Origin of the sequence: Streptomyces sp. NPDC001480 (assembly GCF_042894725.1) — a bacterium.
Lineage (GTDB): Bacteria > Actinomycetota > Actinomycetes > Streptomycetales > Streptomycetaceae > Streptomyces.
Map to the genome: position 1 here is coordinate 1 of NZ_JBIAVX010000003.1, position 15,091 is coordinate 15,091.

Below are 15,091 nucleotides of genomic sequence, written 5' to 3' on the forward strand. Positions count from 1 at the left end.
TCCACCCCGAAGGGCTTCATCGTTCGACTTGCATGTGTTAAGCACGCCGCCAGCGTTCGTCCTGAGCCAGGATCAAACTCTCCGTGAATGTTTACTCGGCCAGTAAATTAATACTGCCGGTCGAACACCACGAGAGCGGAACCACCGGAGGAATGATCCGGCGGTTCACAGCGTCCTCGCTGTGTTATTTCAAAGGAACCTCGACCCGATCGTGATGACCGGAGACGGGGTATCAACATATCTGGCGTTGATTTTTGGCACGCTGTTGAGTTCTCAAGGAACGGTCGCTTCCTTTGTACTCACCCGAGAGACTCTCTCGCGGCTTTCCTCCGGGCGCTTCCCTTCGGTCTTGCGTTTCCGACTCTATCAGATCCTTTTCGGTGTCCGATTCCCGGTCGGCGGGATTTGCCGCAGGCCTTCTCGCTTTCGCTCGTCGGCCTTTCGACATTCACTACGTTAGCCGATTCCCTCGCGAACTCATAATCGAGTTCCGCGGGTTCGAATTCGGGCATGCGGACACGCCGAAAACGTCCCCAGCAGAGGGGAGTCGTAGGTAGTGGGTTGGCCGCTCCGGCTGCTGGCGATTGCCGTACCCGGTTCAGCGGCTCGGGCTACATTACGCACCCCGCCCACGCGAGTCAACTTCGGCGGCGCCGTGGCACATGGGCCCGGTAGGGGCTCACGGTCGGGTCATCGGCGATCCAGAAGCGCCAGGGGTGGATGTCCCCGTTGCCTCCGTCGCCGGCGACCCCGGTGCGCGGACCGTTGCGTACCTGGTCGGAGGGGACAGGGGTCCCGGTCAGGATCCGCAGGGGCGTCTCCCCCGTGGTGCAGGCGTCCGTTCCGTCGAGGGCGCGGTCGACGCCCAGGGCCGTGGCGAGGCGGGCCGGGCCTTTGGCCAGTTCCCTGTCGTTCCGGGCCGAGAGTCGTCGTTTGCGGGCAAGCTCCTTGCCCTCGATGATCTCGCCGGCGCGCAGCAGGACCGCGCTCGCGATGCCTTCGGGGCCGCACACCAGGTTCATGCAGAACCACATGCCGTACGTGAAGTAGACGTACACGTGTCCGGGCGGACCGAACATCACGTCGTTGCGGGCCGTGCGGCCGCGATAGGCGTGGGAGCCGGGGTCGTTCATGCCGTCGTACGCCTCGACCTCCGTAAGGCGCACCGCGATCGGGCCGTCCGGTGTCGTACGGACGAGGACGCGGCCGAGCAGATCGGGCGCGACCTCGAGGACGGGCCGGTCGAAGAACTTCCTGGGCAGGGGCGTACGGTCCGAGGGCGCGATCATGGCGTACGAGCGTAGTCCAGACGAGTGGATCCCAAGGGCTGGTCAAGGTTCCGTCGGCTTGCCAGGGTGTGGGCGCGGAACCGGTCGTGCGTCGATCGCGTTTCTAGGGATCAAGGATCCGTTCGTAAAGGGAGAGTCATGGCGTTCAAGAAGCTGCTCGCGAGCCTCGGGGCCGGCGGGGCTTCGGTCGAGACGGAGCTGGCCGAGGTCAACGTGGTGCCCGGTGGTGTCGTCCAGGGTGAGGTGCGGATCCAGGGCGGGTCCGTGAACCAGAACATCGAGGGTCTGTCCGTCGGCCTCCAGGCGCAGGTCGAGGTGGAGAGCGGCGACGAGGAGTACAAGCAGAACATCGAGTTCACCAAGCTGCGGCTCGGCGGGGCCTTCGAGCTCCAGGCCGGTGCCGTGCACGCGGTGCCGTTCGGGCTGGAGATCCCGTGGGAGACGCCGATCACGATGATCGACGGGCAGTCGCTGCGCGGGATGCACATCGGTGTGCGGACCGAGCTGGAGATCGCGCGCGCGGTGGACTCGGGTGACCTCGACCCCATCAACGTGCACCCGCTGCCGGCGCAGAAGGCGATCCTGGACGCCTTCATCCAGCTCGGCTTCCGCTTCAAGAACGCGGACATGGAGCGCGGCCACATCCGGGGCACGCGCCAGCGGCTGCCGTTCTACCAGGAGGTCGAGTTCTACCCGCCGTCGCAGTACCGGGGTCTGAACCAGGTCGAGCTGAGTTTCGTGGCCGACGAGCACGCCATGGACGTGGTGCTGGAGATGGACAAGAAGCCGGGCCTGTTCAGCGAGGGCAGCGACACCTACCGGTCCTTCCAGGTGGGGCTGCACGACTACCACGGGACCGACTGGGCCGCCTATCTCAACCAGTGGCTGTCCGAGGTCGGCAGCAAGCGCAACTGGTTCTAGGGATCTAGGCTCGTAGTCACTGACTCCAGAACCGTTCAGGAGGTACCGAGGTGACCGAGCTCAAGAGGCGGCCGCTCCCCCATGACTTCCACCCGCCCGTGCCGTCGTTCACGGTGACGAGCGAGGACGTCCGGGAGGGCGCGACGCTCAAGGACGCTCAGGTACACGCGGCCGGCAACACCTCACCGCAGCTGCGGTGGGAGGGCTTCCCGTCCGGGACCAAGAGCTTCGCCGTGACCTGCTACGACCCCGACGCCCCTACGGGCAGCGGGTTCTGGCACTGGGTCGTGTTCGACATCCCGGCCACGGTGACCGAGTTGCCTGCGGGTGCGGGCGGCGGCAAGTTCGAGGGGCTGCCCGAGGGCGCCGTGCACGCGCGGAACGACTACGGGACGAAGGACTTCGGCGGTGCCGCGCCACCGCCCGGGGACGGGCCGCACCGGTACGTCTTCACGGTGTACGCGGTGGACCAGGAGAAGCTCGGTCCTGATTCCGATGCTTCGCCCGCCGTGGTCGGTTTCAACCTGCGGTTCCACACCATCGCACGGGCCCAGCTCGTCGGTGAGTACGAGATCCCCGGGAATGGCTGATTGAGCCCACCGTTCATGGAACGTTTGCCCGCCTCTGGTCTTGGAATTGATCAGAGGCGGGCATTTTTTATTGCGTTGTCCATCTCGGCGCGCCCGTCCAGAGTTGATCCAAGCCCGCCGGGGGGTGGGCCGGTGCACATGGGAGGTGGGCTGGATGCGTGACACGCTGGTGCTGAACGCGAGCTTCGAGCCGCTGTCGACGGTGACTCTGAACCGAGCCGTCGTGCTGGTTCTGACGGCCAAGGCCGTCGTCGAGCAGGCCCACCCCGAACTGCGCATGCGGGGCGCCGATGTGGACATACCCGCGCCCCGGGTGATCAGGCTGTGCAGATACGTACGGGTGCCGTTCCGAAGACAAGCGCCGTGGTCGAGGCGGGGTGTGCTGGTACGGGACCAACACCGGTGCGCGTACTGCGGACGGCGGGCGACGACCGTGGACCACGTGGTGCCGCGGGCGCAGGGTGGGCAGGACACGTGGCTGAACACGGTCGCCGCGTGCGCGGAGGACAATCACCGCAAGGCCAACCGGACACCGGACGAGGCGGGCATGGCGCTGCTGCGGCAGCCGTTCGAGCCGACCCCGGCCGATGCGATGCTCTTGGCTCTGGGCCAGGAGGACTTGAGCGCGCTGCCCGAGTGGCTGGCGCAGGGCGCGGCGGCCTAGGCGGTCGCGCCGGTACGTGAGTGGGGCCCGCCTTCGTGGAGAAGGCGGGCCCCACTCACGTACGCCACAGGTCAGTCGATCGACGGCTTCTCGCGGCGCTGGTCCGGGACGTTGCCGGAGTTGCCGCCGGAACCGCCCGACAGCGGGCCGAAGTTGCCCATCGCGCCGGACAGGCCCTTGAGGGCGTCGCCGATCTCGCTGGGGACGATCCAGAGCTTGTTGGCGTCGCCCTCGGCGATCTTCGGGAGCATCTGGAGGTACTGGTAGGAGAGGAGCTTCTGGTCCGGGTCGCCGGCGTGGATGGCCTCGAAGACCGTACGGACGGCCTGTGCCTCGCCCTCGGCGCGCAGGGCGGCGGCCTTGGCCTCACCCTCGGCGCGCAGGATCTGGGACTGCTTCTCGCCCTCCGCGGTGAGGATGGCGGCCTGGCGCGTACCTTCGGCGGTGAGGATCGCGGCGCGCTTGTCACGGTCGGCGCGCATCTGCTTCTCCATCGAGTCCTGGATGGAGGTGGGCGGTTCGATGGCCTTGAGCTCGACGCGGTTGACGCGGATGCCCCACTTGCCGGTGGCCTCGTCGAGGACGCCGCGCAGGGCCGCGTTGATCTCCTCGCGGGAGGTCAGGGTCCGCTCCAGGTCCATGCCGCCGATGATGTTGCGGAGGGTGGTGACGGTGAGCTGTTCGATGGCCTGGATGTAGCTGGCGACCTCGTAGGTCGCGGCCCGGGCGTCGGTCACCTGGTAGTAGATGACGGTGTCGATGTTGACGACCAGGTTGTCCTGGGTGATCACCGGCTGGGGCGGGAACGGCACGACCTGTTCGCGCAGGTCGATGCGGTTGCGGATGGTGTCGATGAACGGGACGACGATGTTGAGGCCCGCGTTCAGCGTCCGCGTGTAGCGGCCGAAGCGCTCGACGATGGCGGCGCTTGCCTGTGGGATGACCTGGATGGTCTTGATCAGGGCGATGAAGACCAACACCACCAGAATGATCAGGACGATGATGACCGGTTCCATCGTTTCCCCGTACCCTTCTCCGCCTCGGCGCCTCGGAAGATCTTATGGCTGTTGAAGATCTTGCTGGTCGAGTCTGACAGACCGTCGTGGAACTCGTGCGGTGTTCGCCCCAGTTGAGTCCTGCGAGGTCAGATGACGATCGCGGTGGCTCCCTCGATGTCCACGACGTCCACCTCCTGGCCCACCTCGTAGGCGCGTTCGGAGTGCAGGGAGCGCGCGGACCACACCTCTCCGGCGAGCTTGATCCGGCCGCCGTCGGAGCCGTCGACGCGCTCCAGGACGACGGCCTGCTTTCCCTTCAACGCGTCTACTCCTGTGACGAGTTGGGGACGCTGTCTGCCGTGCCGGGCCGCGATGGGCCGTACGACGGCGATGAGGGCGACCGAGACGATGACGAAGGCGAGGACCTGGATCACGAGGTTCAGGCCGAGGCCGGCGGCGACCGCTGCCGCGACGGCGCCCACCGCGAGCATGCCGAACTCGGGCATCGCCGTGACCACGAGCGGGATTCCGAGCGCTGCCGCGCCGACGAGCCACCACACCCATGCGTCGATGTCGTTCACATGGTCATGGTAGGGCCGCCGGTCTGCCGCGGACAGGGCGCGAATCGGGGTCAGGACAGGGGCAGACCCTGGGCGGTCCAGCGGTCGCCGACCTGCTCGACGACGAGCGGGAGGCCGAAGCAGAGGGAGAGGTTGCGGGAGCTCAGCTCGAGCTCCAGCGGGCCCGCGGCGAGGACCTTGCCCTGGCGGATCATGAGGACGTGGGTGAAGCCGGGGGCGATTTCCTCGACATGGTGGGTCACCATGATCATCGATGGGGCGATGGGGTCGCGGGCGAGGCGGCCGAGGCGGCGGACCAGGTCCTCGCGACCGCCGAGGTCGAGGCCGGCGGCGGGCTCGTCGAGGAGCAGCAGTTCGGGGTCGGTCATCAGGGCGCGGGCGATGAGGGTGCGCTTGCGCTCGCCCTCGGAGAGGGTGCCGAAGCGGCGGTCGAGGTAGTCGCTCATGCCGAGGCGGTCGAGGAAGGCGCGGGCGCGCTGCTCGTCGATCTCGTCGTACTCCTCCTGCCAGCCTGCCGTCATGCCGTACGCGGCGGTCAGCACGGTCTGGAGGACGGTCTGGCGCTTGGGGAGCTTCTCGGCCATGGCGATGCCGGCCATGCCGATGCGGGGGCGCAGCTCGAAGACGTCGGTGCCGGGCTTGCCGAGGGTCTCGCCGAGGATGGTGGCGGTGCCCTGGCTGGGGAAGAGGTAGCTGGAGGCGACGTTCAGGAGGGTGGTCTTGCCGGCGCCGTTGGGGCCGAGGATGACCCAGCGCTCGCCCTCCTTGACCGACCAGGAGACCTGGTCCACCAGAGCCTTGCCCTCGCGGACCACGGATACGTCCTGAAGCTCCAGAACATCGCTCATGAGCGCGTTGTCTCCCCTTGCAGTGTGGCCGGTCTCGGCTGTCGCGTACGCCTGTGGCTCGGTCCGCCGCGCCGGTGGGCGCAGCCCATATGAAATCTACGCCACGAGTGCGGCGCTCCATTCCATCGGTCCGGTCCTTAGGGTGGGGGCATGCTCTCGGAACCACGTGCAGGACGACTCGCCGCTTGGGGAAATGCCCTTTTGGCCGGACTTGTCTCGCCGGATGACGCCGTGCTCGCCATCGTCGGGGAGGACGCCGTCCACCGGGTGGAGGGGTTGCCGGGCGAGTCGGCGCCGGTCGGTCTCACACTCGCGCTGGGGCGGCTGCGGGCGCTGGGGGTGACCGGGCTGCGGGTCGCGCTGCCCCGGCCCGGGCATCCGCTGGGGCTGAGCGGGCCGCCGGAGTTCAATGCGCGGGCTCTGGAGTCGGAGGAGGCGGTGATCGGTCACGGCGCCGCCCTCGGGCTGGTGCCGGAGGTGTACGAGGCCGGGCCGGCCGGTGATGTGCATGTCGAGGTGGTCTGGCACGTGCTTCCCGTACGGGAGACCCCGCCGGCCGATGTGCCGTCGCTGGGTGAGGCCGAGCGGGAGCTGGCGGAGGCCTTGCGGGACGCGACCGAGGTGCTGTCGCGGCTGGACGTCGCCGGGTCGGGGCCGGTGGCGGAGGCGGCGATCGACGCGTACCGGGCTCGCGCCGAGCGGGGGCGGGAGGTGCTGGCGCCGGGGTATCCGCCGCGGGCGGTGCGGGTGCTGGAGCTGGCGCAGCGGGTGGGGTTGCTGGTGTCCCTCGCTCATGACAACGGGCACGGGGGTGCGGTGAGCTCCGCCGAGATGGCGGCGCGGGGGGAGGCGCTGCGGCCTGTCGAGCGGACGGCTCGGCGGGCGCTGGTCGCGGCGTACAACTCCGTTGTGGAGGAGCGGGAGCGGGGGGTTCGCTGAGTGCTCGCGTGCGGGTGCGTGGGGGTACGCGTCCGTTGCTGGGGGCGCTGCCCCCAGGCCCCGTATCGGCCTGAACGGCCTCGTCCTCAAACTCCCCCAGAGGGGGCACCCCCGGACGGGCTGAGTAGGCCAAAGGCCCCCCGGTGCACTCGGGAGGCCTGGGTCCTGGCGGGGCGGGGCTCAGTGGTTGACGCCCAGGTTGCCGAAGGCCGGGTTCAGCAGGCCGATGACGTTCACGCTGTTGCCCACCGCGTTCACCGGGACGTGCACCGGAGCCTGGACGACGTTGCCCGAGACGACGCCCGGCGAACCCTTGGCCTCGCCGCCCGCCCAGGCGCCGCCGGTGGTGGCGGAGGCCATTCCGGCACCGGCCGCGATCAGACCACCGGCCACCATGGTCACGGCCGCTGCCTTCTTCAGGTTCTTCACTTCTTCAACCCCTCCTAGGTGAGCGCCGCCGCAGTCGCCGCGGCACGCACTGGAGAACGCCGGAGATCCCCGGAGGATGCGCCGCCAGGGGGACATTCCCGCGATGGTATGAATCTCAGCCCGTCACACCATGACGTACCGCCCACAACGCCGCCTGTGTGCGGTCCGCCAGGTCGAGTTTCATCAGGATGTTCGAGACGTGCGTCTTGACGGTCTTCTCGGAGAGCACCAGGGCGCGGGCGATCTCCCGGTTGGAGCGGCCGTCGGCTATGAGGCCGAGCACCTCGCGCTCCCGTTCGGTGAGCGAGCCGCCTCTGCCCTGGCCGGAGTTGGCCCCCTCCTGGGACAGCAGGACGTCGGCGACCTCCGGCTGGAGCAGGACGTGGCCGGCGTGGACGGAGCGGATGGCGCCGGCGAGCGCGTCCGGGTCGACGTCCTTGTACACGTACCCCGCGGCGCCGGCGCGCAGGGCCGGGACCACCGTGCGCTGTTCGGTGAAGCTGGTGACGATCAGCACACGCGCGGGGTTGCCGAGTTCGCGGAGCCTGCGCAGCGCGTCGATGCCGTCCATGCCCGGCATCTTCACGTCCATCAGGACGACGTCGGGCCGCAGTTCCTCGGCGCGGTCGACTCCCTCGGCGCCGTCGGCCGCCTCGCCCACCACCTCGATGTCGTCCTGGACCTCCAGGAAGGTGCGCAGGCCCCGGCGGACGACCTGGTGGTCGTCGACGAGCAGCACCCTGATCGCGTCAGCCACCGGGGACCTCCATCTCGATCGCGGTGCCCTTGCCGGGCGCCGATTCCACGGTGAGTCTGCCGCCGACGCCGCTCGCCCGGTCCCGCATGGAGACCAGGCCGAGGTGGCGGCCCGCGCGGCGGACGGTCTGCGGATCGAAGCCGCGGCCGTCGTCGGTGACCCGCAGGACGGCTCCGCAGCCGCGCCGGTCCACGGTCACGTCGACGTGCTCGGCCCCGGAGTGCCGCAGGGCGTTGTGCAGGGCCTCCTGGGCGACGCGCAGCATCGCCTCCTCCTGCGCGGCGGGCAGGGCGCGGAAGCTGCGGGCGGCGAACGTCACGCGGGCGCTGTGGGCGCGGTCGAGGACCTGTGTCTGGGTGCGCAGGGTGGCGACGAGGCCGTCCTCGTCGAGGGCCGCGGGACGCAACTCCACGACAGCGGCGCGCAGTTCGTCGGCGGCCTCGGCGGCGAGCGCCGCCACCTGTTGCAGCTCGCCCTTGGCGCGGCCCGGGTCGCGGTCGACGAGCGCGGCCGCCGCCTGGGCGGTCAGGCGCAGGGAGAACAGCTTCTGGCTGACCGCGTCGTGCAGCTCGTGCGCGAGGCGGGAGCGTTCCTCGGCGATGGTCAGTTCGCGGCTGCGTTCGTAGAGGCGGGCGTTGGTGAGGGCGATCGCGGCGTGCTGGGCGAGGATGGCGAGCAGTTCCTCGTCCTCTTCCGTGAAGCCGCAGCCTCCCTGTGGTTTCTCGCGCGGGGGGTGTGGGGGGTGTCCCCCCACAGGGCGCAGCTTGTTCGCGAGGAACAGCGCGCCGATCACCTCGTCGCCGTCCTTGATCGGCAGGCCCAGGAAGTCGGACATCTCGGGGTGCGCGGACGGCCAGCCCTCGAAGCGCGGGTCCTTGCGCACGTCGGCGAGGCGCTCGGGGCGGGCCTCGTCCAGCATCGCGGCGAGAATGCCGTGCCGGCGCGGGAGCGGGCCGATCGCCTTCCACTGGGCCTCGCTGACCCCGTCGACGACGAACTGGGCGAAGCCGCCGTGGTCGTCCGGGACGCCGAGGGCGGCGTACTGCGCGTCGAGCAGCTCGCGGGCCGAGGCGACGATCGTCTTGAGGACGTCCCGCACCTCGAGATGCCTGCTCATGGCCAGCAGCGCGGAGCTCACCGCCGCGAGGCCGGACCTGGGGCCTTGACTCATGACCTCACGGTACCGGCGGGGTGTGACGGCGCGGATGGGACCGATGACGGCATCGGCCGGGACGGTGGGCCTAGGGCGGGTGGCGTAGGCCCGCGGCCTAGGGCGCGGGTCCCGGACCGGTGACGTAGGGCGAAGGGACCCGCCGCATTGGGGCCCGCGTCCGAGGCGGCCGGGACCGTGCCGTTCCTACGTTGAGGTCACCGCCGACGGAGGCGGCCGAGAACGAGGGGACGGTTGTCATGCCGGTAGGGATCATCACGGGGGCCTCGAAGGGGCTGGGGCGGGCGCTCGCCGAGGCGCTGGCCGCGCGGGGCTGGGATCTGGTGCTGGACGCCCGGGGTGCCGAGGCGCTCGGTGCGGCGGCCGAGGCCGTGGCCCGGCACGGCACGCGGGTGGAGGCGCCGGCGGGGGACGTCACGGACGCCGGGCACCGGGCCGAGCTGGTGCGTGCGGCGGCGAAGCTGGGCGGTGTCGACCTGTTGGTCAGCAACGCGAGCGCGCTCGGCGCCGAGCCGCTGCCGCGGCTGGAGCGGCTGCCGCTGGAGGGGCTGCGGCGCGCCCTGGAGGTGAACGTGGTCGCCGCGCTGGGCCTGGTCCAGGAGGCGCTGCCGCTGCTGCGGGAGTCGGCGGCGGGCACGGTGATCGCGGTCAGCTCGGACGCGGCCGCGGAGGCGTACGAGACGTGGGGCGGGTACGGGGCGTCGAAGGCGGCTCTGGACCAGTTGGTGGCGGTGCTCGGCGCGGAGGAGCCCGGGCTGCGGGTGTGGGCGGTGGATCCCGGGGACATAGCGACGGATCTGTACGCGGCGGCCGTACCGGACGACGACGATCCGCGTCCGGCACCCGCCAGTGTCGTACCGGCGTTCCTGCGGCTGCTGGACGAGCGGCCGGCGAGCGGGCGGTACGCGGCGCCGGCTCTGGTGGAGGGGCGATGACCACCGCGGTGCGGGTTCCGCGGGAGCTGTCGGCGCGGGTGCCGGCCGAGCAGCGGGGGCCGGGTCTCGACCGGGATGCCGTACGGCTGCTGGTCTCGCGCGGCACCAGGGTGGCGCACCACGGGTTCGCCGAGCTGCCGCGGCTGCTGCGGGCCGGGGACCTGCTGGTGGTGAACACCTCGCCCACGCTGGCCGCCGCGGTGGACGGGCGGATCGGGCACGCGCGCGTGGTGGTGCACTTCTCCACGCGCGGGGACGACGGGCGGTGGGCGGTCGAGCTGCGGAGTCCGGACGGGCTCGGTACTACGCGCGCGCGTGCGGGTGGGCCCGCGGGTACGCAGGTGGGGTTGCCGGGCGGGGCGCGGCTGGTGTTCGAGGAGCCGCTGAGCGGGCGCGGTGAGCGGCTGTGGTGGGCGCGGCCGGACGGTGCGGACGTCCTCGGGGTGCTGCGGGAGCACGGGCGGCCCATCCGCTACTCCTACACGGAGCGGGACCAGCCGTTGTCCGCGTACCAGACGGTGTTCGCGCTGCCGTCGGACGACGGGGCGGGCAGCGCGGAGATGCCGAGTGCCGCGCGGCCCTTCACGGCGCGGCTGGTGGCGGAGCTGGTGAGCCGGGGGGTGCGGTTCGCGCCGATCACGCTGCACACGGGGGTGGCGTCGGCGGAGGCGCACGAGCCGCCGTATCCGGAGCGGTTCGCGGTGCCGGAGGCGTCGGCGCGGCTGATCAACGCCGCCCGGGGCGGCGACGGGCGGGTCATCGCGGTCGGGACGACGGCCGTGCGGGCGGTTGAGTCGGCGGCCGGTCCGGGCGGGGAGGTGCGGGCGGCGCGGGGGTGGACCGACCTGGTGGTCACGCCCGAGCGCGGGGTGCGGGTCGTCGAGGGGCTGCTGACCGGGCTGCACGAACCGGAGGCCTCGCACCTGCTGATGCTGGAGGCGGTGGCGGGGCGGGCGGCGATCGACCGCGGTTACGAGGAGGCGCTGCGGGGTCGCTACCTGTGGCACGAGTTCGGCGATGTGCACCTCATCCTCCCCGGCGGATCGGACGGCAAAGGCCCTCACATAGAGCATTGCTAGCGCAACTCTTGGTGAGGAAGCTGTGAGGTCGATGTGAGGCCGCGCATAGGGCGCACATCACGTACGAACGGACATAGGAGATAAAGGGTCCGTCCATGAACGGGGCAGACGTGCCATTCTGTCCCGTTTTGCCCCTCCCTGATCCACTATCCAGGGTCGTACGTCACACCTTTGCCTGCCCGTTTTGCGGCCGCTAAGAATTGCCGACGTCGCTCAGCGCCGTGGGTTTTGCCCGCGGCGTTCGTGCGGGAACGGAACCGAATCCCGCGCCAGCCGAGAGCGACCTCCGCGCAATTCGAAGAGGTCCAAGAACATGCAGCAGAACTTCCGCATCCGTCGTCTCAGTCCGACCCTGACCAAGCACCGCAAGATCGCCATCGCCGGCGTCTCCACCCTCGGTGCCGCCGCCATCGCCCTCTCGGCGGTGCCCAGCAGCGCGAAGACGATCACGACGGGTGCCCCGGCGTCCGCGCCCCAGGTCGCCTACAGCACCGCGCGGATCCAGAACGTCAAGGGCGCTGTCACCGACCAGCTCGCCAGCCAGACCGTGAAGGTCGAGGCCATCGCGGCGAAGAAGACCGCGCTGGACACGGCGGCGAAGAAGACCGCCGCCGCTGCGGTCGCCAAGAAGGCCGCTCAGGCGCGCGCCACCAAGGCACACGCCGTGCAGGCCGCCGCCTCCCGGTCCGCCGCGCGCCCCGCCGTCAAGCCGGTCGCCGCGAAGACCTACGCCAACAACCTGGACGGCTGGATCCGGCAGTCCCTGGACATCATGAAGGCCCACGGCATCCCGGGCAGCTACAGCGGCCTGCACCGCAACATCATGCGGGAGTCCTCCGGCAACCCCCGCGCCATCAACGACTGGGACGTCAACGCCATCAACGGCATCCCGTCGAAGGGCCTGCTCCAGGTCATCCCGCCGACCTTCGCCGCGTACCACGTGGCCGGCACCTCGTGGAACATCTACGACCCGGTCGCCAACATCACCGCCGCCTGCAACTACGCGGCCGACAAGTACGGCTCGATGGACAACGTCAACAGCGCCTACTGAGGTCGCGCGGACCTCTTCAGAACGCAGTAGACGAAAGGGCGGCACCCGTTGCGGGTGCCGCCCTTCGTCGTCCCACGGGCCGGGCCCGGTTACTTACGCATGACCTCGGGCTCGTGGCGGCGCAGGAAGCGGGCCACGAGGAAGCCGCAGAGCACGCCGAGGGCGATCAGCGCGACCATGTCCATGCCCCAGGCGGAGGCCTGGTGGTCCCACAGCGGGTCCGTGTTCGTCGGGTCGTCGGCGTTCGGGGCGATGTTGTTGAAGTCCAGCGTGGTGCCGGCGGCGGCCACCGCCCAGCGGGACGGCATCAGGTACGAGAACTCGTTGACGCCGAGCGTGCCGTGCAGGGTGAACAGACAGCCGGTGAACACGACCTGGATGATCGCGAACATGACCAGCAGCGGCATGGTCTTCTCGGCGGTCTTCACCAGCGAGGAGATGACGAGGCCGAACATCATCGAGGTGAAGCCGAGCGCCATGATCGGCAGGCACAGCTCGAACAGCGTGGAGCCGCCCAGGACGAGGCCCCGGTCGGGGATCTCCCGGCTGGAGAAGCCGATCAGGCCGACCATCAGCCCCTGAAGCACGGTGACCGCGCCCAGCACGACCACCTTGGACATCAGGTACGCCGACCGGGACAGGCCGGTCGCCCGCTCCCGCTCGTAGATGACCCGTTCCTTGATCAGCTCACGCACGGAGTTCGCCGCACCCGCGAAGCACGCGCCGACGGCGAGGATCAGCAGGACCGTGGTCGCCGTGCCGTTCGGGACGGGGACGTGCGTCCTCGGGTTCACCGGGTTGACCAGCAGGCCCTTGTCCGAGTCGATGAGCAGGCTGACCGCGCCGAGCACCGCCGGCAGGATCACCGTCAGCGCCAGGAAGCCCTTGTCGGAGGCGATGACCGCCACGTACCGCCGGATCAGGGTCACCAGCTGCGAGCCCCAGCCCTGCGGCTTGGGCGGCTTCATCGCCTGTGGCGGAGGCATCGGTACGGACTGTGGGGCGACGGCGTCGATGTCCGCGGCGTACATCTGGTAGTGCTGCGAGCCCTTCCAGCGGCCCGCCCAGTCGTAATCGCGGTAGTTCTCGAAGGCGGAGAAGACGTCGGCCCAGGTGTCGTAGCCGAAGAAGTTCAGCGCCTCCTCGGGCGGGCCGAAGTAGGCGACCGCGCCGCCCGGCGCCATCACCAGCAGCTTGTCGCACAGTGCCAGCTCGGCCACGGAGTGGGTGACGACCAGGACCGTACGGCCGTCGTCCGCGAGGCCACGCAGCAGCTGCATGACGTCGCGGTCCATGCCCGGGTCGAGGCCGGAGGTCGGCTCGTCCAGGAAGATCAGGGACGGCTTGGTGAGGAGTTCCAGGGCCACCGAGACGCGCTTGCGCTGGCCACCGGAGAGGGAGGTGACCTTCTTGTCCTTGTGGATGTCCAGCTTGAGCTCGCGCAGCACCTCGTCGATGCGGGCGTCGCGCTCGGCGGCCGTGGTGTCGGCCGGGAAGCGCAGCTTGGCCGCGTACTTCAGGGCCTTCTTGACGGTCAGCTCCTTGTGCAGGATGTCGTCCTGCGGGACCAGACCGATGCGCTGGCGCAGCTCGGCGAACTGCTTGTACAGGTTCCGGTTGTCGTACAGGACCTCGCCCTGGTTGGCGGGCCGGTAGCCGGTGAGCGCCTTCAGGAGGGTGGACTTGCCGGAGCCGGACGGGCCGATGACCGCGATCAGGGACTTCTCCGGGACGCCGAACGAGACGTCCCTCAGGATCTGCTTGCCGCCGTCGACCGTCACGGTCAGGTGACGGGCGGAGAAGGAGACCTCACCGGTGTCGACGAACTCCTCGAGGCGGTCGCCGACGATGCGGAAGGTGGAGTGGCCGACACCGACGATGTCGTTCGGGCCGAGCACCGCCGAGCCGCCCTTGGCGATCGGCTGGCCGTTGACGTACGTGCCGTTGTGCGAGCCCAGGTCGCGGATCTCGAAGCGGCCGTCGGGCGTGGCGTGGAACTCCGCGTGGTGGCGCGAGACCTGGAGGTCGGAGACGACCAGCTCGTTCTCCAGCGCGCGGCCGATGCGCATCACACGGCCCAGCGAGAACTGGTGGAAGGTGGTCGGGCTGCGGTCACCGTAGACCGGCGGCGCCCCCGCGCCCCCACCGGGCACCTGCTGCGCGTAGCCCTCGCCCGGACCGCTCTGCTGCTGCGGAATCTGCTGCGCTACCTGCTGCGGAACCGGTGCGGCCTGCGGCGGCTGCTGCCAGCCGGCCTGTGCGGCCCGCGGCTGGGGTGTCTGCTGCGGCGGGGCCTGCTGGGCCCAGCCGGGGCCCGCGCCCTGGGCAGCGTACGGCTGCTGCTGGGGCTGTGCGACCGCCGCCGCGGCGCCGGAGAGGTTCAGGCGCGGTCCGTCGGTCGCGTTGCCGAGGTGCACCGCCGAGCCGGGGCCGATCTCCGTCTGCTGCGGGATCCGCTGGCCCTGCACGAACGTGCCGTTGGTGCTGCCGTGGTCCTCGATCACCCAACTGCGGCCGTTGAAGCTGACCGTGGCGTGGCGCCAGGAGACCCTGGCGTCGTCGAACACGATGTCCCCCTGCGGATCACGTCCGAGGGTATAGGTCCGGGACGCATCGAGCGTCCAGGTCCGTCCGTTTGATTCCAGTACGAGTTCCGGCACTCCATGCCCCACTGAGTTGTCCCCCGAGTTACCCCCAACACAGGGAGTCTAGGGATGTCGAACATCGTGGGGAACTATTTCAGGCTCCGCCCTCTGACCGAAAGTCGGGCCTTGCGAAGAGCGCCTACGCGCGCTTCAACTCGCCCCGTTGACGGGGTTGAAACCGGCCCGGAGAGTGG

General features: G+C 70.0%; 15 protein-coding genes and 1 rRNA gene. 7 read left to right on the forward strand and 9 right to left on the reverse strand.

Features of this window, described 5'->3' with window-relative positions; translation table 11 throughout:
* Both ACFY01_RS07240 and ACFY01_RS07245 read right to left on the reverse strand, forming a co-directional pair.
* A 16S ribosomal RNA gene (locus ACFY01_RS07240) occupies nt 1-88 on the reverse strand; the annotation flags it as partial.
* A 550-nt stretch (nt 89-638) separates the two neighbouring features.
* The gene (locus ACFY01_RS07245; RefSeq protein WP_390734685.1) at nt 639-1,289 is read right to left on the reverse strand and encodes a DNA-3-methyladenine glycosylase; all 651 of its coding nucleotides are present in this window, start codon (nt 1,287-1,289) and stop codon (nt 639-641) included.
* Nucleotides 1,290-1,427: 138 nt separating this feature from the next.
* Here ACFY01_RS07245 and ACFY01_RS07250 point away from each other — a divergent pair, with 138 nt between their 5' ends.
* From ACFY01_RS07250 to ACFY01_RS07260, 3 genes are all read left to right on the forward strand, one after another.
* Nucleotides 1,428-2,210 (forward strand): sporulation protein, encoded by a 783-nt coding sequence (locus ACFY01_RS07250; RefSeq protein WP_390734686.1) that lies wholly within the window; start codon nt 1,428-1,430, stop codon nt 2,208-2,210.
* 50 nt (nt 2,211-2,260) lie between these two features.
* Nucleotides 2,261-2,800, forward strand: a complete 540-nt coding sequence (locus ACFY01_RS07255) for a YbhB/YbcL family Raf kinase inhibitor-like protein (RefSeq protein ID WP_390734687.1) — start codon at nt 2,261-2,263, stop codon at nt 2,798-2,800.
* A gap of 154 nt (nt 2,801-2,954) precedes the next feature.
* The gene (locus ACFY01_RS07260) at nt 2,955-3,464 is read left to right on the forward strand and encodes an HNH endonuclease (protein ID WP_390734688.1); all 510 of its coding nucleotides are present in this window, start codon (nt 2,955-2,957) and stop codon (nt 3,462-3,464) included.
* Nucleotides 3,465-3,535: 71 nt separating this feature from the next.
* Here ACFY01_RS07260 and ACFY01_RS07265 read toward each other — a convergent pair whose 3' ends face one another.
* The 3 genes from ACFY01_RS07265 to ACFY01_RS07275 all read right to left on the reverse strand — a co-directional run bounded on the left by ACFY01_RS07265 (nt 3,536) and on the right by ACFY01_RS07275 (nt 5,891).
* A complete protein-coding gene (locus ACFY01_RS07265) occupies nt 3,536-4,480 on the reverse strand; it encodes an SPFH domain-containing protein (RefSeq protein WP_390734689.1) in 945 nt (314 codons plus the stop codon).
* 128 nt (nt 4,481-4,608) lie between these two features.
* Nucleotides 4,609-5,043 (reverse strand): NfeD family protein, encoded by a 435-nt coding sequence (locus tag ACFY01_RS07270; protein ID WP_390734690.1) that lies wholly within the window; start codon nt 5,041-5,043, stop codon nt 4,609-4,611.
* Nucleotides 5,044-5,093: 50 nt separating this feature from the next.
* A complete protein-coding gene (locus tag ACFY01_RS07275; protein ID WP_390734691.1) occupies nt 5,094-5,891 on the reverse strand; it encodes an ABC transporter ATP-binding protein in 798 nt (265 codons plus the stop codon).
* Nucleotides 5,892-6,041: 150 nt separating this feature from the next.
* Between ACFY01_RS07275 and ACFY01_RS07280 the strand changes: the two genes are divergently transcribed.
* On the forward strand, nt 6,042-6,830 hold the full coding sequence (locus tag ACFY01_RS07280) for a hypothetical protein (RefSeq protein ID WP_390734692.1): 789 nt from the start codon (nt 6,042-6,044) through the stop codon (nt 6,828-6,830).
* A gap of 180 nt (nt 6,831-7,010) precedes the next feature.
* Here ACFY01_RS07280 and chpE read toward each other — a convergent pair whose 3' ends face one another.
* From chpE to ACFY01_RS07295, 3 genes are all read right to left on the reverse strand, one after another.
* Nucleotides 7,011-7,259, reverse strand: coding sequence for a chaplin ChpE (gene chpE / locus ACFY01_RS07285; RefSeq protein ID WP_390734693.1), 249 nt, complete (start codon nt 7,257-7,259; stop codon nt 7,011-7,013).
* Between the two features lie 115 nt (nt 7,260-7,374).
* Entirely contained in the window at nt 7,375-8,016 is a 642-nt protein-coding gene (locus tag ACFY01_RS07290; protein WP_390734694.1) for a response regulator, read from the reverse strand.
* A complete protein-coding gene (locus tag ACFY01_RS07295) occupies nt 8,009-9,187 on the reverse strand; it encodes a GAF domain-containing sensor histidine kinase (RefSeq protein ID WP_390734695.1) in 1,179 nt (392 codons plus the stop codon). Before ACFY01_RS07295 ends, ACFY01_RS07290 begins: the two co-directional genes overlap by 8 nt.
* Before the next feature lie 239 nt (nt 9,188-9,426).
* Here ACFY01_RS07295 and ACFY01_RS07300 point away from each other — a divergent pair, with 239 nt between their 5' ends.
* The 3 genes from ACFY01_RS07300 (at nt 9,427) to ACFY01_RS07310 (ending at nt 12,252) form a co-directional block, all read left to right on the forward strand.
* Nucleotides 9,427-10,122: an SDR family NAD(P)-dependent oxidoreductase gene (locus tag ACFY01_RS07300; protein ID WP_390734696.1), complete on the forward strand. Its 696-nt coding sequence runs from the start codon at nt 9,427-9,429 to the stop codon at nt 10,120-10,122.
* Nucleotides 10,119-11,201 (forward strand): S-adenosylmethionine:tRNA ribosyltransferase-isomerase, encoded by a 1,083-nt coding sequence (locus ACFY01_RS07305; RefSeq protein WP_390734697.1) that lies wholly within the window; start codon nt 10,119-10,121, stop codon nt 11,199-11,201. Before ACFY01_RS07300 ends, ACFY01_RS07305 begins: the two co-directional genes overlap by 4 nt.
* Nucleotides 11,202-11,514: 313 nt before the next feature.
* Nucleotides 11,515-12,252, forward strand: a complete 738-nt coding sequence (locus ACFY01_RS07310; protein WP_390734698.1) for a transglycosylase SLT domain-containing protein — start codon at nt 11,515-11,517, stop codon at nt 12,250-12,252.
* 89 nt (nt 12,253-12,341) lie between these two features.
* Here ACFY01_RS07310 and ACFY01_RS07315 read toward each other — a convergent pair whose 3' ends face one another.
* Nucleotides 12,342-14,912 (reverse strand): FHA domain-containing protein, encoded by a 2,571-nt coding sequence (locus tag ACFY01_RS07315; protein ID WP_390735265.1) that lies wholly within the window; start codon nt 14,910-14,912, stop codon nt 12,342-12,344.
* Nucleotides 14,913-15,091: the final 179 nt, after the last annotated feature.

What these genes read in the sequence shown, in the direction of transcription:
- ACFY01_RS07310 (WP_390734698.1), top strand. Translation starts at nt 11,515, where the DNA reads ATGCAGCAGAACTTCCGCATCCGTCGTCTCAGTCCGACCCTGACCAAG.
- ACFY01_RS07250 (WP_390734686.1), top strand. Translation starts at nt 1,428, where the DNA reads ATGGCGTTCAAGAAGCTGCTCGCGAGCCTCGGGGCCGGCGGGGCTTCG.
- ACFY01_RS07265 (WP_390734689.1), bottom strand. Translation starts at nt 4,480, where the DNA reads ATGGAACCGGTCATCATCGTCCTGATCATTCTGGTGGTGTTGGTCTTC.
- ACFY01_RS07260 (WP_390734688.1), top strand. Translation starts at nt 2,955, where the DNA reads ATGCGTGACACGCTGGTGCTGAACGCGAGCTTCGAGCCGCTGTCGACG.
- ACFY01_RS07305 (WP_390734697.1), top strand. Translation starts at nt 10,119, where the DNA reads ATGACCACCGCGGTGCGGGTTCCGCGGGAGCTGTCGGCGCGGGTGCCG.
- ACFY01_RS07300 (WP_390734696.1), top strand. Translation starts at nt 9,427, where the DNA reads ATGCCGGTAGGGATCATCACGGGGGCCTCGAAGGGGCTGGGGCGGGCG.
- ACFY01_RS07245 (WP_390734685.1), bottom strand. Translation starts at nt 1,289, where the DNA reads ATGATCGCGCCCTCGGACCGTACGCCCCTGCCCAGGAAGTTCTTCGAC.
- ACFY01_RS07275 (WP_390734691.1), bottom strand. Translation starts at nt 5,891, where the DNA reads ATGAGCGATGTTCTGGAGCTTCAGGACGTATCCGTGGTCCGCGAGGGC.
- ACFY01_RS07280 (WP_390734692.1), top strand. Translation starts at nt 6,042, where the DNA reads ATGCTCTCGGAACCACGTGCAGGACGACTCGCCGCTTGGGGAAATGCC.
- ACFY01_RS07295 (WP_390734695.1), bottom strand. Translation starts at nt 9,187, where the DNA reads ATGAGTCAAGGCCCCAGGTCCGGCCTCGCGGCGGTGAGCTCCGCGCTG.